Below are 19,842 nucleotides of genomic sequence, written 5' to 3'. Positions count from 1 at the left end.
CCTCCTGGCACACCACATCAATGGTTCGACCCCCGGACAAGACGATCGATCGCTTCCGTCGCCCTCGCGTTGTTCTGCTGGTCCCGGCGCTCGAAGAACCGCTCCGCCCGCCGCAGGTACTCGGGCTCCCTCTCGCACCCTCCCCGCAGGTAGCGGACCACTTCGCCCACGACCTCCTCGACGGTTTCACCGACCGGCCCGAATCCGTCCCGGCGGGCGTCGAAATAGCCCTTCTGGTAATGCCCGCCCCAGTACTCCTCGGCATCGAACTGCGCGTACACCAGGGGAGTTCCGAGGTATGCGACGTCGAAGGCGGTGGACGACCAGTCCGTGACGAAGAGATCGCAGCGCCGCATGGCCTCCTGCACACTGACCTCGTTCTGGTCGATGACCCGGATCCGGTCGCGGTCCGGCACCATCTCCCCGACCATCGCGCGCATCTCGTAGTGCGGCAGGAACTGCAGTGTGTAGTCGTACCGGTCCAGGGCGGCCAGCAGCTCCGGGTCGTTCAGGAAGCGGACCATGAAATCCCGGTAGCCGGAGGCGAGGAACCGGTCGCGCATGGCCTGCCGCGCCTCGCGTCCGCCGCCGTCACGGCTGTACGAGGCGACGGTCAGATAGGCGCGCCACGTCGGCATGAACAGGATGGTGCGCCCGCCGCGCCCGGGAACCAGCGCGTCGAAGCGGGGGAAGCCGGTGACCTCCACCTGCCCCTCGTAGCCGAGTTCCTCCGACAGGAACCGCCCCTCGTGCCGGCTCACCGCGAAGATGAGGTCGACGCCCGTGCGGTTGCGGTGCAGGCCCTTGCTGACGTCCTTGTCCGTCACACCGTGCTGCAGGAAGACCCGGCGGGCGCCCACGCGCCAGTTCAGGTGCTTGAGGTACTTCGTGCGGTCCCAGCCGTCGGGCAGCATGTAGGTGTCGATGTCGTAGGCGTTGACCAGCACGGACGCGTGCAGCATCAGCAGCTTGTGCTTCCAGGAGCTGTGGGCGACGACGTGCCCGAGCCCCGCCAGACGGGCCCGGTCGGGGCTGCCGGCCCGGATGACGTAGTACGCCCCACGCCGCTTCCCGGCGGTGCGCGTGTGCCGGAACAGGTGCCAGCCGTTGTCCTGCGCGGTGTCGCCCCGCTCACCGAACAGCCAGATGTCCCGGCCGAGGAACAGCGACTTCAGTGGCTTCGTGAACAGCCGTATCAGGCGCTGCCTCCAGAAGGGCCGGCGGCGCAGCACGTGCTTGGCGTCCTTGACGAGGAGGCTGCCCCGGACGCCGCGCCCGCCGAGCCGGCGGGCCGTGCCGGAGACCATCAGGATCGCCCGGTTCTTCCCCTTCCAGTGCGGCACCACCCGTGTCCCGCCGTGCTCGACGACGCGCGCGCCGCGCAGATAGCCCGCGGCGACCAGGCACGGGGTGACCGCCTGGCCACCCTCGGAGTCGATGACGAGTTCGAGGTCGTGGACGCCCTTCCGCAGGGCGTCGAGGGGCAGGTCGGCGGTGAAGCCGCCCCACTCCGTGTCGGGCCGGGTGTTCTTCAGGTCCCGCCGGCGGACCTGCGTGGCGGGAACGCTGAGACGGCTCCCCCGGACGCGCAGGCCGAGGTGCCCCGCCAGGGGCCGGACCAGGGGCATGCCGCTGACCTCGAACCGTCCGGAGATCCGCAGCGTCCCGGTTCCCGGCACTCGGCGGACGTGCTCCAGATGGGCGGTGAAGGGTGTGGCCTGCGCCAACGGGGCCAGTGAGTCCGGCAGTCCACCGGTGAGGTAGGGGCGGCCGTCGCGCACGGAGAGCTTGTGCAGCCTGGCCGCCCGGTCCGCGAACAGGCCGAAATCCCCGGTGAGGAAGGCGAGATAGGCCACGCGATGACGGGTGTCGGCGGTGGCCCTGACGATCACGTCGGGCGGGACGTCCCAGTAGACCGCGCGGCACCGCGAGTAGATGTCCTCCAGCTCCGCCCCCTGGAAGAGGTCGGGCGCCCGGAGCGCGAAGCCCTGGTAGCTCCGTACCAGGAAGAGGTCGAGCACGGCCTTCGAGGGTTCCGGGAGGCCCGGGCCCAGCCGGTGCAGGTGCTCCACGAGCTGGAGGTGGTCCCAGTAGTTCTGCCGCCGCGTCCAGATCGCGTCCATGGTCGAGTTCCCCGCGGCGCGCTTGCGGTACCGGTAGACGCACGCGTCGACCAGGGCGAGCCGGGTGGCGAGAACGAGCGCGGGGACGCCGACGTAGGCGTCCTCGAAGTGGACGCCTTCCGCGAAGCGGATGCCGTGGGAGCGCAGGTAGGAAAGGTCGAAGAGTTTGTTGCAGGCGCTGGCGCTGTGTACCAGTTCGGGCATTTCGGCGAGGCTGCCGAACGTCCGGTCGCCCTTTCCGAAGTGGTCCTTCCAGGCCCAGTTGGTCGGCTTGGGGAACGTCTCCATCGCGCCCACCACGACCTGGGCACCCGTGGTCAGGGAGGCGTCCAGCATGCGCTCGAGCGCGGTGGGCGGAAGCACGTCGTCGGAGTCGCAGAAGGTGATGCGCGCGCTGGTCGCCCGGTCCATGCCGAGGTTGCGGGCCGCTCCGGCGCCGCCGCCGTGGCGCACCAGCACCGTGGCGTTGGCGTGCCGGCGGGCGAACTCCGCGCAGAGCCGGTAGGAGCCGTCCGTACTGCCGTTGTCGACGAGCACGACCTCGCAGCGCTCGAACACCGTCTGCGCCTCGATGGAGTCCAGGCACTCCTGGAGGTACTGCTCCACGTTGTAGACCGGCACGACCAGCGTGACGTCATAGGAATTCATGTGCGGCTGAACTCACTCGCAGACTCGAGGGCATTCCCGTATTCCTCGGCTTCATAAGGACTGGGTACCGGGAAGTACGCTTCAAGGAAACGTTTCAGCATATCTCGCTGCGCTTCCGGGTCAGCCGACTCCACCGTGTCGTTGAGGCAGAAGGTGTCCATGTTCCGGTTGGCGAGGAGCGTGTTCAGGCGCCGCTCCGCCAGACCGGCCGAGAGGTCGATGTACCGGTACTGGATGTCCCCCACCGTGGCCCGGGCGGAGTGGTACGCGAAGTAGTGGTGCAGCGACGAGGCGATCGGCACGTCCTCGGGGGAACGGAAACGTGAATGCTGGGTGGCGGCGTGCTGCTCCGCGAAGGTCTCCTCGATCTCCTGCAGCACACTCCTGCGGAGCGCGTGCGGCGTGTGCTTCATCTTCTGGGATATGGCGGTGCCGAATTTCTGCGCGATGAGCCAACGACTGTTCTTGCCCGCGGCATTGACCGGAAGGTCGGTCGGGGACACCGCGCCGCCCGGTATCAGCGCGGGCGAGGTGAAGAACTTGGTGATGCCGTTCGGGTGGAAGAAATGCCCGGGTGTCACCGGCCGGCCGAAGAACACGTCGTCGTTCAGGTAGAGGAAGCACTCCGAGAGTCCCGGAATGTGGTGCAGCTGGCTCTCGATGGCGTGCGAGTTGAACGTCGGCAGGGCGGAGGCGTCGGAGAAGATCTCCCGGTGGTCCACCACCCGGAGGTTCGCGTGCCGCGCCTGGAGCCAGGAGGGGACCTGGCCCGCCGTCACGAGATAGATGTTGCGCACCCAGGGTGCGTTCTGGTGGAGCGACCGCAGCGAGTAACGCAGTTCGTCACGGCTGGTGTACCGCGAGTCGTTCGCCGCCTGCTCGTGCAGTCCGTCAGCGGAGAACCCCTGGCGCACACGGTCGCGCGACGCCCGCCAGACCGGGTCGGAGTCGTCGACCCAGGTGTAGACGACGTCGATCGGGAACTGGTGGTCCTCGGGGAGCGGCACGGCGAACTCGGCCAGCGTCCTGGCGTGCCCCGTGTGGTAGACGGGAGGTATGGGACTGAAGAGGCTCTGCGGCGCCGACTTGCGCGGAGCTCCCGCCGGAACCGCGTCGATGACCCGGTTGGGGCGCGGAGCCCGCAGCTCCCCGTCCCGCTCCGTCCACATCTCGAGGTCGCATCCGGTGGCCGCGCCGAAGACCAGCTGCTGAGTGGGGTCGCACACGTACCACGCGACCCGCAGCACCTTGTGCTTGCGCAGCTGCCGCCACGACCGCTCGTCGTCGCCGGGTTCCATGCGGGCCTCGTTGCCGCCGGCGGGCCCCACATAGCCCGGGGCCTGCGCGAAGGCCATCTGGAGCAGCTCCTCGACCAGCGGGCGGGACGCGGCGGGGACGGCGACGGCGGGCAGCCCGCTGTTCGTGCCCCGCACGCAGAAGTAGTCGACGCCCGCCGCTTCCAGAACGGAGACCACGATGTTCAGGTTGCGGGCGCGGGCCGCCCAGTCCGTCGCCCCCTCGACCAGCAGCGCACGCATGTGGCGGCGGCCCACGCGGACGACCCGCAGGCTGTGGGCGGTGCTGTGCCGGGGCGCCTTTCGCTTGCCCCCCATCGCCCAGACCACCGCGGCGGAGCGCACGGAGTCGGCGGCGGTGAGCGAGGACTTCACGGCCTTGCGGACCGGGGTCGGCACCCCGCGGACGATGCGCCGCCTCGCGCCGGTCGGAACCGCGGACCGGTACGCCGAGATCAGCGCTCCGGCTTCAGGGTTGTCCGAGCCACCCACGAGGCATCCACCATCCATACCCAGCAGCTCTGCCCTCCGAGGCTGTCGCACACCCCGCTGTGTGGGCCTCGGCGTGGAAGAAGCTCGCATTACCAGACGTAAGGGCGCGTCGCCCTGATTCCGCTGCGATCACCGCATACCGGTGAACCGTCAAACTTTCACATGATGATTACTTAAAAGTCCAGGTCGAGAAACCATGTGGACACCTTGCGGCACGTGACAATCATCACCGATGAGCAGTACAACCCTTTGCGGCTCTGGATTTCCAGCATGATCTGCTGTATTGACGCGCCGTGAGGTGCCGGGCTTCGTCGGCCCGGAACGGTGCGGTCCGGCTCAGTCCTCCGGCAGGCGCTCCCAGTCGGACAGGGTGAGGCCGGGCTCCGGCCGCTGCCGGTTCACCAGGACGGCGCCGTCCGCGCCGACCGTCGCCATGACGACCCGGCCCCGCCCGTCCAGCGCCAGCGCCGGAGTGCCGCTACAGGTCACCCCCGTGTCGGACCACCACAGTCCGCCGGACTCCCCGCCGGTGCCGCAGACGCCGATCACGGCTGTTCCCGTACGCCCCTGGTGGGCCAGGACCGTGCAGTCGTAGCCGTCGACGGTGGCACGGAGCGCGGCGTGGGGTCCCTCGCCCGGGGCCCCGCCGACGGGGAAGGCCCACTCGCCGGGCCGCTGTGCGTAGACGCCCGTCCCGCTCTGCTCGGACCAGTACGCGGTGAACACACCGGGGGCGGTCTCGAGGAGCGCGGCCGAGCCGGGTACCGGCGCCGGCGTGAGGTCCTGCGCCCGGCGCAGGTCGGCTCCGGGCTCCGTCTGCACCCAGCGCATGACCGACCGGTTCCCCGGCGCGAGGAGTTCGACCAGGCCGGCGGAGTTCGCCGCCGCGGTCAGTCCGCCCGCGACCGCACCGCCGCGCAGGTCCTTCCAGGCCTCCCACGCCCCGCTCTTGGATTCGCGCCGCAGCATGACCCCGCCGGGGCCGCCCGAGACGAAGACGTGGACCGTGCCCTGTCCGTCGACGGCGGCGGTCGGCGCGCCGAGTGTCGCGGCGTCCCGCGGGTCGCGGTACGGGTTGCCCAGGGAACGCCAGTCCCCCAGCGTCCGGCCCGACTGGTACTGCACGGCGTAGAGCAGGTCGACCTTCGGCGCGTCCCCGCCCGTCCGCTTCTCCCTGCGCCCGAGGAAGTGCGCGTAGCGATTGGCCCCTTGGGCGACGGCGAGACCGGTCAGCCCCTCAGCGGGGAAGAAGTCCGGCCTGCTCCAGCGCCCGCTGCCGGCCGCGGTCTCCGTCCAGCGGCGCACGCCGCCCTCGACGAGCGCGTACACGGCGAGGCGGTCGTCGTTCCCGCGCAGCAGCCACGACCCCGTGGCCACCGCCTGCGCACCTCTGCCGCGCATGTGTGCCGTCCCTTCCCGCGCCGGGCCCCGGTGTCCACGGATGACTCCAGAATTCGCCACATCATAAGCACGTCCGAACAAACGCCCCGCTGGCCCGTCGGCGCCGCACGAGCCCCCGGCCACGACATCCGGAACGGGTCCGGGAGCGGCCGGAGCCGGCCGGGACGGGGCGGTTCGCCGTCCTCGCCGGGGCGCACAACCGGGCACATCGCTCAAAAGAGCTTTCGCATACCTGTCTATAGTTCAATGCCAACCAAGCGTCAGCCGAGCAGCACCGACCCGGCCCCTCACGGGAGCGGCCTGCTGCCCTTGCCCTCCGGGCACGAGTTGCGAGGACCCGCCGTGAGCCACGACCTGAGCACCCCTGTGCCGCCTGCCGGCCAGACCCCACCCGCCGAGCGGGGCAACCGCAGAGCCCCGAAGAAGAAGCGCCGTACCGGCCGGATCGTGCTCTTCTCCCTGCTCGCCCTCGTCCTCGTCCTCGGCGGCACCGCCTACTGGCTCTACTCGTCCCTGGACTCCAAGCTCAAGGACAACGCCGTCGACCTCGACAAGGCCCTCGGCGACGACTCCTCCCGCCCCGCGAAGAAGGCCGCGGCGGGCGACGCCATGAACCTGCTGGTGCTCGGCTCCGACTCGCGGGCCGGTGACAACGGCGACCTGGCCGGCGGGGCCGTGAGCGGACAGCGGTCGGACACCACGTTGCTGGTGCACATAGCCAAGGGCCACACCGAGGCGGTCGCGGTGAGCATCCCGCGCGACACCCTGGTGACCCGGCCCGAGTGCACCACGAAGAGCGGCAAGGTGCTGCCGGAGGCGAAGCGTGTGATGTTCAACGCGGTCTACGCCCTCGGCGGGCCGGGCTGCACGGCGAAGACCGTCGAGTCGATGAGCGACGTCCGCATCGACCACCTGGTGGAGCTGGACTTCTCCGGCTTCAAGCAGATCGTGGACGAGGTCGGTGGCGTCACCGTGACGCTGGACAAGCCGATCGACAACGACCAGCTGCAGCTGGGGACGGGCACGCACCGCCTGGACGGGGACCAGTCCCTGCAGTTCGTCCGCACCCGGCACGGCTACGGCGACGGCAGCGACCTGGGCCGCATCGAACTCCAGCAGAAGTTCCTCAAGGCGCTGATCGGCGAGGTGCAGAAGCAGGACCTGCTGACCAGCCCCACCAAGGCCTACTCCATCGCCCGGTCCGCGACCGGCGCGCTCACCACCGACAAGGAACTCGCGTCGCTGACCGCCCTCGCCGACTTCGCCCAGAGCGTCAAGGGCATCGACGCCGAGGGCATGCAGACGATCATGCTGCCGGTCGCGTACGACAAGGTGGACCCGAACCGGGTGGTCGCCGTCGAGTCGAAGGCGGAGAAGCTGTGGACGGCGATCCGCGACGACACCGAGATCCCGGCGGAGCTGCTCAAGGACGCCAAGAAGACCGGCTGACGGCCGGAGGGGGAACGGCCCGGCGCATCGGGCCGTCCCCCCTGGCCGCGGTGCGGACGGCAGGCCGATCGATCACTTCCCGTGTGTGCGGGCCTCCTCGCCCTCGCCCCGGGCCAGCCGGCTGTGGCCGCGGCCGTAGAGGAAGTAGACGACGATGCCGATCGCCATCCAGATGCCGAAGCGGACCCAGGTCTCGGCGGGCAGGTTCAGCATCAGCCACAGGGAGGCGGCGACCGACACGATCGGCAGCACGGGCACCCAGGGGGTGCGGAAGGCGCGGTGCAGGTCGGGCCGGGTCCTGCGGAGGATGATCACGCTGATCGCGACGATCACGAAGGCGAACAGGGTGCCGATGTTCACCAGCGCGGCGAGCTCGTTCAGCGGGGTGAAGCCGGCGAGGACCGCGATGAGGACACCGAGCAGGATCGTCGGCCGGTGCGGGGTCTTGAACCGGGGGTGGACCCGGGAGAAGAACCTCGGCAGCAGTCCGTCGCGGCTCATCGCGAAGAAGACCCGGGTCTGGCCGAGCAGCAGGATCATGCAGACGGTCGTCAGGCCGACGGCGGCGCCGAAGCTGATGAAGCCCGCGAACCAGGGATGCCCGGTGGCTTTGAAGGCGTCCGCCAGCGGGGCGTCCACGGACAGTTCGCTGTAGTGCTGCATGCCGGTGACGACGATCGACACCAGGACGTACAGCACGGTGCAGATGAACAGGGAGCCGAGGATGCCGCGGGGCATGTCGCGCTTCGGGTTCCTGGTCTCCTCGGCGGCCGTGGCGACGATGTCGAAGCCGATGAAGGCGAAGAACACCACCGAGGCGGCGGTGAAGATGCCCATCACGCCGAAGTTGGCCGGGGCCCAGCCGAAGATCAGCTGGATGAGCGGGGCGTCGAGGCTCTGGCCCGCGGGCACCGGCTTCGAGTCCGGGACGAAGGGGTCGTAGTTGTCGGCGGTGATGAAGAAGGCGCCCGCGATGATCACCACGAGGACCACGGTCACCTTGATGGCGACGACGACCGAGGTGACGCGGGCGGACAGCTTCATGCCGAGGACGAGGATGCCGGTGAGCACCAGCACCAGGACGGCGGCGAGGATGTCGAACCCGAAGGCGTCGGCGCCCTCGCGGCTGCCCAGTGCCGCGGGCATCTCCCAGCCCGCGTTGTTCATGAGCGACTGGATGTAGCCGGACCAGCCGACGGCCACCACCGCCGTGCCGAGTGCGAACTCCAGGACCAGGTCCCAGCCGATGATCCAGGCCGGCAGCTCACCGAGGGAGGCGTACGAGAACGTGTACGCGGAGCCCGCCACCGGGACGGTGGAGGCGAACTCGGCGTAGCAGAGCGCGGCGAGCGCGCAGACGACACCGGCCACGACGAAGGCCAGGGCGGTGGCGGGCCCGGCGTTGTTCTTGGCGACCGTACCGGTGAGGACGAAGATGCCGGTGCCGATGATGACACCGACGCCGAAGACGGTCAGATCCAGCGCGGACAGGGATTTCTTGAGCGCGTGCTCGGGTTCCTCGGTGTCGCGGATGGACTGCTCGACGTTCTTCGTCCGGAAGAGAGGGCTGGTCACGGGTACCTCCCACGCGTGGCGTCCTCGACATGATCGAGAGGGGGTGTAGGTCGTATGCCCCGGTACGGGCACCCTCACGCAAACGGGCCGCCCGCGCCACTTTTCACAAGGGCACGGGCGGCCCGTCCGGGCGACGCGTGAGGCGCGGGTCAGTCGCGGGCCGGCTCCACCGAGTCGACGGCGTCCGCGGACGACCGCTCGTACCCGCCGTCGAGCTTCGCCACCAGGCCGGTGACCTGGCGGGCGATGTCGGGGGCGGTCAGTCCGATCTCGGCCATGACCTCGGCGCGGGAGGCGTGGTCGAGGAAGCGCGGCGGGATGCCGAAGTCACGCAGCGGCACGTCCACGCCGGCGTCGCGCAGCGCCTGGGCGATCGTGGAGCCGACACCGCCGACGCGGGAGTTGTCCTCGACGGTGACGACCACGCGGTGCTTCTCGGCGAGCGGGGCCATGGCCTCGTCGACGGGCTTGACCCAGCGCGGGTCGACGACGGTGGTGGAGATGCCCTGCCGGTCGAGGAGGGCGGCGATCTCCAGGCACATCGGGGCGAGGGCGCCCACGGAGACCAGCAGGACGTCGGGGGTGTCGGTGCCGGGCTCGCGCAGGACGTCCATGCCGCCGACGCGGCCCACGGCGGGTACGGCGGGGCCGACGGCGCCCTTGGAGAAGCGCACCACGGTGGGGGCGTCCTCGACGGCGACGGCCTCGCGGAGCTGGGCGCGCACCTGGTCGGCGTCGCGCGGGGCGGCGAGCCGCAGCCCGGGGACGACCTGGAGGATCGACATGTCCCACATGCCGTTGTGGGAGGCGCCGTCGGTACCGGTGACACCGGCCCGGTCGAGCACGAACGTCACACCGCACTTGTGCAGGGCCACGTCCATGAGCACCTGGTCGAAGGCGCGGTTGAGGAAGGTGGCGTACACGGCGAAGACGGGGTGCACCCCGGCGTGCGCGAGGCCGGCCGCGGAGACGGCGCCGTGCTGCTCGGCGATGCCGACGTCGTAGACGCGGTCGGGGAAGCGCTTGGCGAACTTGTCGAGGCCGACCGGCTGGAGCATGGCCGCGGTGATCGCGACGACGTCCTCGCGCTCCTCGCCGAGCCTGACCATCTCCTCGCCGAAGACGGACGTCCAGTCGGCGCCGGAGCTGGCGATCGGCAGGCCCGTGTCGGGGTGGATCTTGCCGACGGCGTGGAAGCGGTCCGCCTCGTCCTGGAGGGCGGGCTGGTAGCCGCGGCCCTTCTCGGTGAGGCAGTGCACGATCACCGGGCCGCCGAAGCGCTTGGCGCGGGCCAGGGCGGACTCCAGGGCCTCGATGTCGTGGCCGTCGATCGGGCCGACGTACTTCAGGCCGAGGTCCTCGAACATGCCCTGCGGGGTGATGAAGTCCTTCAGGCCCTTCTTGGCGCCGTGCAGGGTGTCGTAGAGGGCCTGGCCGACGACCGGGGTGCGCTCCAGGACCTCCTTGGTGCGGGTCAGGAAGCGCTCGTAGCCGTCGGTGGTGCGCAGGGTCGCCAGGTGGTTGGCGAGGCCGCCGATGGTGGGCGAGTAGGAGCGCTCGTTGTCGTTGACGACGATGACGAGCGGGCGGTCCTTGGCGTCGGCGATGTTGTTCAGCGCCTCCCAGGCCATGCCGCCGGTGAGCGCGCCGTCGCCGATGACCGCGGCGACGTGGCTGTCGCGCTTCATGATCTGGTTGGCCTTGGCGATGCCGTCGGCCCAGCCGAGCACGGTGGAGGCGTGGCTGTTCTCGATGACGTCGTGCTCGGACTCGGCCTGCGAGGGGTAGCCGGACAGGCCGCCCTTCATCTTCAGCCTGGAGAAGTCCTGCCGGCCGGTCAGCAGCTTGTGCACGTAGGACTGGTGGCCGGTGTCCCAGAGCACCTTGTCCTTGGGCGACTCGAAGACCCGGTGCAGGGCGATGGTGAGCTCCACCACACCGAGGTTGGGACCGAGGTGGCCGCCGGTCTTGGAGACCGCGTCGACGAGGAAGGTCCGGATCTCCCCGGCCAGCTGGTCGAGCTCCTCCCGGCTGAGCCGGTCCAGATCGCGCGGTCCCCTGATACGGGTCAGCAGCGGCACCCGTGCCTCCTTGCAGTAGAGCTGATCGAGCTGTTGCCGGGCGGGTCGAGTCTAATGTTCCGCTCCGGCGGACGGACTCCGGGCCGTGCGTCGTGCGTCACCCGGACAGCAGTACCCATGAACGACGTGACTGTGCCCGGCACCTGTACGTGACTGTGCCCGGCACCTGTACAGGTGCCGGGCACAGTCACGCCCCGAGGGGCGCGGGGCCGTATCGATCCGCGGCTCCGCCGCGCGCGGGCGCGACAAGCCACGACGGGCCCGCAGCGCAGCGACTACGCGCGCCCAGCCGTCTTCTGGGTCTTGCGGGTGACCGCGTCGATGACGACGGTCGCCAGCAGCACACCACCGGTGATCATGTACTGCACCGGCGAGGCGATGCCCTCCAGCGCCAGACCGTACGTGATCGAGATGATCACCATCACACCGAGCAGCGCGTCCCAGGTGCGGCCACGGCCACCGAAGAGCGACGTACCACCGATGACGGCCGCGGCGATGACGTTCATCAGGAACTCACCGGTACCCGCGCCCTGGTTGGCGGAGGCGATCTTCGAGGCGACGAACAGGCCGCCGATCGCGGCGAAGGTGCCGGCGATCGCGAAGACCGAGATCCGGACCATCTCCACGTTGATACCGGCGCGGCGGGACGCCTCGACGCTGCCGCCGAGCGCGAAGACCTTGCGGCCGTACGCGGTGCGGCGCAGCACGAAGTCCGTGAACACCAGGAACGCGAGGAAGATCACCACGGCCAGCGGCAGGCCCTTGTACTGGTTGAACACGATCGCGGCGGCGAAGGCCAGGATCGCGAGCAGTACGGTCCGCACGATGATCTCGTTCAGCGGGCGGGACGGCACACCGGCGGCCTCACGGCGGCGGTTGTCGAAGAACGCCAGGAGGAAGTACCCCACGGTCGCGACGAGCGCCAGGCCGTACGCGGCGGCCACGTCCGAGAAGTAGTAGCTGGTCAGCTTGACGACCAGGCCCTCGGAGTCGAGGTTGATGGTGCCGTTGTCGCCGAGGATCTGCAGCATGAAGCCCTGCCAGAACAGCAGTCCGGCCAGCGTCACGGCGAAGGCCGGGACGCCGATGCGGGCGAAGATGAAGCCGTGGAGGGCGCCGGCCACCGTGCCGGTGAGGATCGCCAGCACCAGGGCCAGCACCTCGTTCATCCCGTGGGTGACGTTCATGACCGCGAAGGCGGCGCCCGCGACACCGCTGACCGAGCCGACCGACAGGTCGATCTCGCCGAGCAGCAGGACGAAGACGATACCGACGGCGATCATGCCCGTGCCGACCATGGCGACGGACATGTCGGAGAAGTTGCCGGCGGTGAGGAAGTTGGAGTTCAGGCTGGTGAAGATGGCCCAGATGATCAGCAGGCCGACCACGACGGGGATGGAGCCGAGGTCACCGGCCTTCATCTTCCGCTTGAACTCGTTCCAGTAGCCCGCCAGGCCCTGTTCGCGCACCAGCAGCCGGGGGTCGACCACGGTGACCGCGGCGGCAGCCGCCTCGGGGTTCTCCACGGCGTGGTCCTCGGCGGGGGTGGAGGTCTTTTCGGTGCTCACTTCTTGCTCTCCCCATTGGTGCGCGCCGCACGACGGGTCACGGCGTTGTCCGTGGCGCCCGTGATGGCGGAGATGATCTCCTCCTGCGAGGTCGACTTGACCTCGAAGACGCCGTTGTTGCGCCCGAGGCGCAGGACCGCGACCTTGTCGGCCACGGCCTTCACATCGGCCATGTTGTGGCTGATGAGGATGACCGCGTGGCCGCGCTCGCGCAGCCGCTCGACGAGGTCGAGAACCTGCGCGGTCTGCTCGACGCCGAGGGCGGCGGTGGGCTCGTCCAGGATCACCAGCTTGGGCTCGCCGAGCATGGACCGGGCGATGGCCACGACCTGGCGCTGACCGCCGGAGAGGGAGGCGATCGGGATCCGGACGCTGGGGATGCGGATCGACAGGGTGTCGAGGAGCTCGCGGGAGCGGCGCTCCATCTCGACCTCGTCCAGGACTCCGCGCCTGCGGAGCTCCCGGCCCAGGTAGAGGTTGCCGACGACGTCGATGTTGTCGCACAGCGCGAGGTCCTGGTAGACCGTCGCGATGCCCAGGTTCTGGGCGTCGTGCGGCTTGCTGATCTGGACGGCCTTGCCATCCCACTCGATGGATCCCTCATCGATGGGATGCACGCCGGCGATCGTCTTGACCAGCGTGGACTTTCCGGCGCCGTTGTCGCCCACCAGGGCGACCACCTCACCGGCGTGGACCTCAAGCTCTACGTCGGTGAGCGCCTGGACGGCACCGAAACGCTTGGAGACCCCGCGCAACGCCAGCACGGGCGTAGCGGACACGTGAACCATCTCCTTCGCCGCCTGACCCGGCGGGAGGTTGTGCAGAAGTTTCTGGGGGGGGTTGTTCCGTCCGGCGCCCCGCGTAGCTTGCGGGGCTGATGTGTGCGGGGCGCCGGCGGAGCGCGTGGCAGTCGATCCCGTGCGGGGGGTCCGGGTCACGGACTCCCTGATGCGTCACGGGACTTGGGGACTGCTTACTTGAGGCCGATCTTGTCGCAGGCGGCCTTGTACTTGCCCGTGCAGATCTCCTGGACGGTGTAGATGCCGTCCTTGATCACGGTGTCGTTGATGTTCTCCTTGGTCAGCGACACGACCGGGACGAGCACGGAGGGGACGGCCTTGGTGGTGGGGCTGTCGACCTTGTCCTTGGCGATGGAGTCCAGCGACTTGCCCTGGGCCAGCAGCACGGCCATCTCCGCGGCCACGTCGGCCTCCTGCGGGTACGGCTTGTAGACGCTCATGTACTGCTCACCGGTGACGATGCGCTGCACACCCGCGAGCTCGGCGTCCTGGCCGGTGACCGGGATGTCGTCGATGCCGGCGGCCTTCAGGGCGGTGATGATGCCGCCCGCCATGCCGTCGTTGGCGGAGTAGACGCCGACGATCTTGTCCTTGCCGATGGCGGAGATGGCGCCCTCCATGTTGGAGTTGGCGTTCTCCGGCTTCCACTCCTTGGTGTCGTACTCGCGGCCGACCTTCACCTTGCCGTCGAGGACGGAGTGCGCGCCCTCCTTGAACATGGCGGCGTTCGGGTCGGTGGCGGACCCGTTCATCATGACGATCTGGCCGTCCTTGGCCTTGTCGCCCAGGGCCTCGAGGAGGGCCTCGCCCTGGGTCTTGCCGACGGTCACGTTGTCGAACGAGGTGTAGGCGTCGATCGGACCCTCGGCGAGGCGGTCGTAGGCCACGACCGGGATGCCCTGGTCCTTGGCCTTCTTCACCGAGCCGGCGATGGCCTTGGAGTCCACCGCGTCCACGATGAGCACGTCCACCTTGTTGGTGATCATCGTGTCGACCTGCTGGTTCTGCAGGCTGGCGTCCTGCTTGGCGTTGGCGTAGACGACCTCGCCCTTGTTGTTCGTGAGCTCCTTGACCTTCTTCTCGATCAAGGGCTTGTCGAACTTCTCGTACCGCGCGGTCTGGTTCTCCGGCAGGAGCAGACCGACCTTGATGTCATCGCCCTTGGCGGCGGAGTCGCCGGAGTCCTTCTTGTCGCCGGACTCGGCGGCGCTGCCGCAAGCGGCGAGCGAGACGGCCATCGCACCGGCGGCGATGGCAACGGCGGCACGACGCATACGCGTGTTCACTTCTACAAAACCTCCCTGACGAGGCCGCGTCGTTGCGGCCGAGGTGGCTGGAAGTCAACTCGGCCACACGTGCGACGTCAAGAAGTAAATCCTTAACGAGATGGCAACGGTGCCATCCGTTCTCTAAGTGAAGGCAGGGGTCGCCGCGGTGAGCGACCCGGTCGCAGTGCCGTCCAAAAGGGTCGAATCGCCCATCTCGCTCAGTGCGAGGGCGAGCGCTCCGAGCACCTCGGCACGGCCTCCAAGTGCCCCGGGGAGAACGGACAGTTGACGTGCCGCACTGGGGATCGCATAGCGGCCGACGGACTCCCGGATCGGCCCGAGCACCAGCTCACCGGCCTCGGCGAGATCACCGCCGAGGACCACCCGGCTCGGGTTCAGCAGGTTGCAGAGATTGGCGACTCCACTGCCGATGTGGCGGCCGACGTCGGCGATCACCCGACGACAGCCAGGGTCCCCGTCCCGCGCCAGCCGCACGACGCCCTCCATGGTGAGATCGGTGCCGTGACTGGGCTGGAGCAGCGGGAGCACGTAGCGCGCGGCCGTGAAGGTCTCCAGGCAGCCGCGGTTGCCGCAGCGGCAGACGGGACCGGATTCATCGAGTGTAATATGCCCGATTTCGCCTGCGGTGCCGCCTGGACCGCGATAGATCTTCCCACTGATCACCAGACCGGCGCCGACACCGCTGGCCACCTTGATGTACGCCAGGTCGCGCACGCCCCGGCCACTGCCCCAGACCATCTCGCCGAGCGCGCCGAGGTTGGCGTCGTTGTCCACGTGCACCGGCACGCCGAGCCGCCCCCGCAGCTCCTCGGCGGGCCTGGCGCCGGTCCAGCCGGGCAGGATCGCGGTGGAGCCCAGGGTCCCGGACTCCACGTCGATCGGCCCCGGCACGCCGAGGCCCACGCCGGCGACCTTGGACGGATCCACTCCGGTCGCCTCGATCAGCCGCTTGACCAGCTGTTCCGCCCGGTCGAGGCCCTGTGTCGAGGAGGCGTCCACATCCAGTGGCTCGGACTCCTCGGCCAGCACCTGATGGGCGAGGTTCCCGACCGCGACCCGCAGATGGGTGTGCCCGAAGTCGACTCCGACGACGATTCCGGCGTCCCCGCTCAGCGAGACGCTGCGCGCCCGGCGCCCGCCCGCCGAGGTGGGCGTGACCTCGACCGTTCCGCCGTCCTTCAGCTCCCGGACGATGTTGGAGACCGTGGCCGCGGACAGGCCGGTCGTCCTCGCGATCTCGGCCTGGGTGAGGGAACCCGCAAGACGTACTGCTCGGACGACCCGCTCCAGGTTGGCTCGGTGCAGCGACGACTGCGACCCCGGAGTCTCCACGACGACCTCCTGCGCGCGGGGCCGCTTCGGTGAGACCCCGTTCTCATGTCCAACTAGTGAACTCTAAGCTGAGCCGTTCGGGTCGCCTCCCGTCAAGAGGTTGAACCGTTTCCGAGTGCACGGACATACGCGCACACGCCGCTCCCTGGGGCGGGAGCGGCGTGTGTCCGGGGGGTTCCGGTGCGTCACTTCAAGGCGATACCGGTGGTCTGCCTCAAGGCGGTACCAGTGGTCTACTTCAAGGTGGCGGAGGTGAGCCCGGCCTGCACCTGGCGCTGGAAGGACAGGTAGACCACCAGCATGGGCACCATGGCGATCGTCACGCCCGCGAAGAGCACCGGGAGGTCCGAGGCGTACCCCTGCTGCTGCTGGAGCTGGATGAGCCCCTGGGTCAGCACATAGCGTTCCGGATCGTCGCCGCTCTGCGGCTGCATCAGCACCGTCGGCAGGATGTACTGGTTCCACTGGCCCAGCGTGTTGAAGATGCCGACGCTCAGCAGACCGGGCTTGGCCATGGGCAGCATCACCTGGAAGAAGGTCCGGGTGTGCGAGGCCCCGTCCAGGATCGCCGCCTCGAAGACCGCCGTGGGCAGGGTCCGGAAGAAGGCGTGCATGAAGAACACCGTGAACGGCAGCGAGTAGGCCACGTACACCAGGGCCAGGCCGTGGTAGGTGTTCAGCATGTCCAGCCGCTTGACCATGAAGAACAGCGGCACCAGGGCCAGGAAGACGGGGAACATCGCGCCGGCGACGAAGAAGTAGTACAGCAGGCGGTTGCCCCGGAACTCGTAGCGGGCCAGCACGTAGGCCGCCATGGAGCCGAACAGCATCGTCAGCGGCACGGACATGATGAGGACGATGACCGTGCTGGTGAAGTAGTCCCCGATGCCCTTCTCCCAGGCGCGGGAGAACACGTCCAGGTCCCAGTTCCGCGGCCAGCCGAAGGCGGAACCGCCGATCTGCGTGTCGGTCTTGAAGGAGCTGAGCACCAGCCACAGCAGCGGCAGCACGATCAGCACCGCCCACACGACGAGGAAGCCGTGCGAGAAGACGTTCAGTACGACGCCTTCACCGCGCCGGTCGCCGGGGCGGACGGTGCCCTTGGTCACCGGCGGCGGGGGCGGGGTGGGGCCCCCGGTGGGGGAGGTTTCCTTGAGAGGTGCGCTCATCGTCGTTACTCCGCCTCAGAACTCGATGCGCTCGCGACGGGTGGCGCGCAGCATGACCACGGACACGATCAGGGTGAGGAGCAGCATGACCACGCCCATGGCGCAGGCGTATCCGCTCCGGCCGTACACGAGGAAGTTCCGCATCATCACGGTCGACATGACCTCGCTGGCATGGTCGGGGCCGCCGCCGTAGCCCCGGCCGGAGGTCATGGTGGAGACCAGGATGAACATGTCCATCGCCGCGATGCCGAGGTAGACCCAGGCGGTCTGTACGGAGTCCCACAGCAGCGGCAGCGTGATGCGGAAGAAGGACTGGGCGCGGCCGGCGCCGTCGATCAGCGCGGCCTCGTAGATGTCCCGGGGAATGGACTGCATGGCGGCGGAGAACAGCACCAGATAGAAGCCGACGCCATGCCAGACGACCACCGCGATGAGTGCCCAGAGCACCATGTCGGGCTCGTTGAGCCATTCCACCGGACTGTTCTTGTCGACGAGCCCGAGTTTGATCAGGACGCCGTTGAGCATTCCGCCGCCGTCACTGCGGTACACCGCTCCGAAGAGCACCGCCATGATGGCCAGGGAAAGCACCTGCGGGAAGAAGTAGATGACCCGGTAGTACTTGGATCCGGCGACCCCCGAGACGCCTCCGGAACGCCCGCGTCCGCCCGCGTTCAGCATGAAGGCGAAGAACAGCGCGAGCAGAATGGTGATCACCGGGATGAACACCAGGAACAGGATGTTGTGCCAGATGGCATCCATGAAGATGTCGTCCTCGAACAACGCCGTGTAGTTGTCGAGGCCGACGAAGCTGAAGGTCTGCGACTGGCCCTTCCAGTCGGTCAGCGAGTAACCGAACGTCTGGATGTACGGCCAGATCACGAAGATCAGATAGAGCGCCACGGGAAAGAAGAGGAATCCCGCGACGAACCGGTGCTGCCCTTTACGCATGGCGTTCCTGCCCCTGGGTGTGGCCGTTCCGGGCCGGGAGTCACCCCGGCCCGGAATGCGGTCGGTCGAGCGAGCGAGATCAGTCGCGGTGGTTCTGCTTCGAGGCCGGGTCCTTGGCCTGCTTGTCGACCGCGGCCTGGGCGCGCTTGAGCCACTCCTTGGGCTGGATGCGCTTGGCCATCAGCTCGTTGGAGGCGTTCTCGATGGCGGAGTTCATCTCGCTGTACCACTCGGTGTACAGGAAGCGGAAGGTGTTGTCGCCGGCCGCCTTGGAGGCCTCGACGGTGGACTGGGTGCCCGGACGCAGTTCGACGTCCGGGTCGACGCCGTCCTTGAGGATGGTCAGCGAGTTCGCCTCCTTGGCGAACAGCGTCGACCACTCCTTGGAGAGCATCCTGCGCATGAACTCCTTGGCCGCGGGGAGGTTGTTGGCCTTGGACGGGATGATGAAGGGCTCACCGGAGCCGGCCCGGATCGCCTCGAACGGCAGCACGCTGCCCGGCAGCAGCGGCATCGGCAGGAACTTCATGTCGAAGTCCGCCGGTGTCGTCTTGAGCTGCTCGTTCTCGAGCCAGGAACCGCTGGTGATGAAGGCGGCCTTGTACTGGTTCCACCGGGTCTGCGACTCGGTGTGGGTCAGGCCGTTCGTACCGGGCATCAGAAGGCCCTTCTCGACGACCTCGTAGACCGCCTCGACGGCCTCCTGCGCGGCGTCCGAGCCGACGAACGCGTCGGGTTCGAGGTTGTCGATCGCCTTCATGGCGTCCAGGCCGCCCTTCTTGGCGATCAGGTCCATGATGGCGACGTTGATGTAGTACGGGTACTTGCCCTGGTGGGCGAGGCCGCCGATGCCCTGGGACCTGGCGTCCTTGCAGATGGCGAGGAAGTCGTCCCAGGTCTTGGGGGCCTCCCAGCCCTTGTCCTTGAAAAGCTTGCCGGAGTACCACAGGCCCCACACCGTGTAGATGTAGTTGAGGGCGACGACCTTGCCCTCCTGCATTCCGGCGTCGAGCGTGCCGGGAATGAGGGTGTCGCGGACCTTCTTGTCCGGGGCGTCGACCGAGGGGGCGTCCAGCACTTCGGCGAGGTCGAGGAGCTGGCCGTTCTTGGCGAGCACATCGATCGGAATCTGCTGGTTGCCCGAGTCGTCCACGATGTCCGGCGGATTCCCGGCGTTGAACCGGGGCTGGAGCTTGCCCGTGATCTCCTGGGTGCCGGTGTGGACGGAGGTGACGCCCCACTGCTTTTTGAAGGCGGCCTCCCACGCCTTGGCGTAGTCGTCGCCGTAACCGCCCTTGAAGATGACGACGTCGAGTTTGCTGCCCTTCTTGACGCCGAACGGGTTGGAGTCGGACGTCTTGCCCTCGTTGTCACCGGAGTTGTCGTCCCCGCCCCCGCTGGCACAGGCGGACAGGAAGCTCATCGTCGGTACGGAAATCACGCCCAGCGCGGCGGACCGCTTGATCAGTGCGCGGCGCCCCACACCGGACGTGCCGTTCTCGGTGGAACCGGTGTCGTGGTTCTCGGCGGAAGTGGATCCCATGCTCAAGTCCTCGCCTTCTCCAGGACTCAGGCGGTGAACCGGATCCTCCCCGGCACCGCGTTCGGGTCAAGCTGGGTCGTGCAGGAAGTGCGGCCGTACAGGATCGGGTGCGGTGAAGACGCCCCGGAG

At 68.7% G+C, this 19,842-nt stretch carries 13 protein-coding genes; 1 reads left to right on the top strand and 12 read right to left on the bottom strand.

Features of this window, described 5'->3' with window-relative positions; genetic code table 11:
* Nucleotides 1–17: 17 nt before the first annotated feature.
* The 3 genes from KUM38_RS42875 to KUM38_RS11685 form a co-directional block, all read right to left on the bottom strand.
* Nucleotides 18–2,771: a glycosyltransferase gene (locus KUM38_RS42875; RefSeq protein WP_217129237.1), complete on the bottom strand. Its 2,754-nt coding sequence runs from the start codon at nucleotides 2,769–2,771 to the stop codon at nucleotides 18–20.
* The gene (locus KUM38_RS11690; RefSeq protein WP_217129236.1) at nucleotides 2,768–4,576 is read right to left on the bottom strand and encodes a stealth family protein; all 1,809 of its coding nucleotides are present in this window, start codon (nucleotides 4,574–4,576) and stop codon (nucleotides 2,768–2,770) included. Before KUM38_RS11690 ends, KUM38_RS42875 begins: the two co-directional genes overlap by 4 nt.
* 318 nt (nucleotides 4,577–4,894) lie before the next feature.
* Nucleotides 4,895–5,959, bottom strand: coding sequence for a hypothetical protein (locus tag KUM38_RS11685; RefSeq protein WP_217129235.1), 1,065 nt, complete (start codon nucleotides 5,957–5,959; stop codon nucleotides 4,895–4,897).
* Between the two features lie 342 nt (nucleotides 5,960–6,301).
* Between KUM38_RS11685 and KUM38_RS11680 the strand changes: the two genes are divergently transcribed.
* Nucleotides 6,302–7,408: an LCP family protein gene (locus KUM38_RS11680; RefSeq protein ID WP_374227050.1), complete on the top strand. Its 1,107-nt coding sequence runs from the start codon at nucleotides 6,302–6,304 to the stop codon at nucleotides 7,406–7,408.
* Nucleotides 7,409–7,480: 72 nt separating this feature from the next.
* On the opposite strand, the gene KUM38_RS11675 is transcribed toward KUM38_RS11680, so the two are convergent.
* From KUM38_RS11675 to ngcE, 9 genes are all read right to left on the bottom strand, one after another.
* Nucleotides 7,481–8,983, bottom strand: coding sequence for an amino acid permease (locus KUM38_RS11675; RefSeq protein WP_217129233.1), 1,503 nt, complete (start codon nucleotides 8,981–8,983; stop codon nucleotides 7,481–7,483).
* 149 nt (nucleotides 8,984–9,132) lie between these two features.
* Nucleotides 9,133–11,064, bottom strand: coding sequence for a 1-deoxy-D-xylulose-5-phosphate synthase (gene dxs / locus KUM38_RS11670; RefSeq protein ID WP_217129232.1), 1,932 nt, complete (start codon nucleotides 11,062–11,064; stop codon nucleotides 9,133–9,135).
* A gap of 275 nt (nucleotides 11,065–11,339) precedes the next feature.
* The gene (locus tag KUM38_RS11665) at nucleotides 11,340–12,632 is read right to left on the bottom strand and encodes a sugar ABC transporter permease (protein ID WP_217129231.1); all 1,293 of its coding nucleotides are present in this window, start codon (nucleotides 12,630–12,632) and stop codon (nucleotides 11,340–11,342) included.
* Entirely contained in the window at nucleotides 12,629–13,420 is a 792-nt protein-coding gene (locus KUM38_RS11660) for an ATP-binding cassette domain-containing protein (protein WP_217129230.1), read from the bottom strand. The genes KUM38_RS11665 and KUM38_RS11660 overlap by 4 nt, the downstream gene beginning before the upstream one ends.
* 185 nt (nucleotides 13,421–13,605) lie before the next feature.
* Nucleotides 13,606–14,706, bottom strand: a complete 1,101-nt coding sequence (locus KUM38_RS11655; protein ID WP_217129294.1) for a sugar ABC transporter substrate-binding protein — start codon at nucleotides 14,704–14,706, stop codon at nucleotides 13,606–13,608.
* Nucleotides 14,707–14,841: 135 nt separating this feature from the next.
* Nucleotides 14,842–16,053: an ROK family transcriptional regulator gene (locus KUM38_RS11650; RefSeq protein WP_217129229.1), complete on the bottom strand. Its 1,212-nt coding sequence runs from the start codon at nucleotides 16,051–16,053 to the stop codon at nucleotides 14,842–14,844.
* A 233-nt stretch (nucleotides 16,054–16,286) separates the two neighbouring features.
* The gene (locus tag KUM38_RS11645) at nucleotides 16,287–17,222 is read right to left on the bottom strand and encodes a carbohydrate ABC transporter permease (protein ID WP_217129228.1); all 936 of its coding nucleotides are present in this window, start codon (nucleotides 17,220–17,222) and stop codon (nucleotides 16,287–16,289) included.
* A gap of 15 nt (nucleotides 17,223–17,237) precedes the next feature.
* Nucleotides 17,238–18,170 carry a carbohydrate ABC transporter permease gene (locus tag KUM38_RS11640; RefSeq protein ID WP_217129227.1) on the bottom strand — a complete coding sequence of 311 codons (933 nt, stop codon included), beginning with the start codon at nucleotides 18,168–18,170 and terminating at the stop codon, nucleotides 17,238–17,240.
* Nucleotides 18,171–18,249: 79 nt separating this feature from the next.
* Entirely contained in the window at nucleotides 18,250–19,713 is a 1,464-nt protein-coding gene (gene ngcE / locus KUM38_RS11635; RefSeq protein ID WP_217129226.1) for an N-acetylglucosamine/diacetylchitobiose ABC transporter substrate-binding protein, read from the bottom strand.
* Nucleotides 19,714–19,842 lie beyond the last annotated feature (129 nt).

The organism is Streptomyces sp. AC558_RSS880, assembly GCF_019049255.1.
Classification (GTDB): Bacteria; Actinomycetota; Actinomycetes; order Streptomycetales; family Streptomycetaceae; genus Streptomyces.
The sequence above is the reverse complement of the archived record's forward strand: the minus strand, read 5'-3'. Positions and strand labels throughout refer to the sequence as shown.

Excerpts from the sequence above, each read along its gene's own strand:
- KUM38_RS11685 (WP_217129235.1), bottom strand. The coding sequence starts at position 5,959 with ATGCGCGGCAGAGGTGCGCAGGCGGTGGCCACGGGGTCGTGGCTGCTG.
- KUM38_RS11655 (WP_217129294.1), bottom strand. The coding sequence starts at position 14,706 with ATGCGTCGTGCCGCCGTTGCCATCGCCGCCGGTGCGATGGCCGTCTCG.
- ngcE (WP_217129226.1), bottom strand. The coding sequence starts at position 19,713 with ATGGGATCCACTTCCGCCGAGAACCACGACACCGGTTCCACCGAGAAC.
- KUM38_RS11640 (WP_217129227.1), bottom strand. The coding sequence starts at position 18,170 with ATGCGTAAAGGGCAGCACCGGTTCGTCGCGGGATTCCTCTTCTTTCCC.
- KUM38_RS11645 (WP_217129228.1), bottom strand. The coding sequence starts at position 17,222 with ATGAGCGCACCTCTCAAGGAAACCTCCCCCACCGGGGGCCCCACCCCG.
- KUM38_RS42875 (WP_217129237.1), bottom strand. The coding sequence starts at position 2,771 with ATGAATTCCTATGACGTCACGCTGGTCGTGCCGGTCTACAACGTGGAG.
- KUM38_RS11690 (WP_217129236.1), bottom strand. The coding sequence starts at position 4,576 with ATGGATGGTGGATGCCTCGTGGGTGGCTCGGACAACCCTGAAGCCGGA.
- KUM38_RS11660 (WP_217129230.1), bottom strand. The coding sequence starts at position 13,420 with ATGGTTCACGTGTCCGCTACGCCCGTGCTGGCGTTGCGCGGGGTCTCC.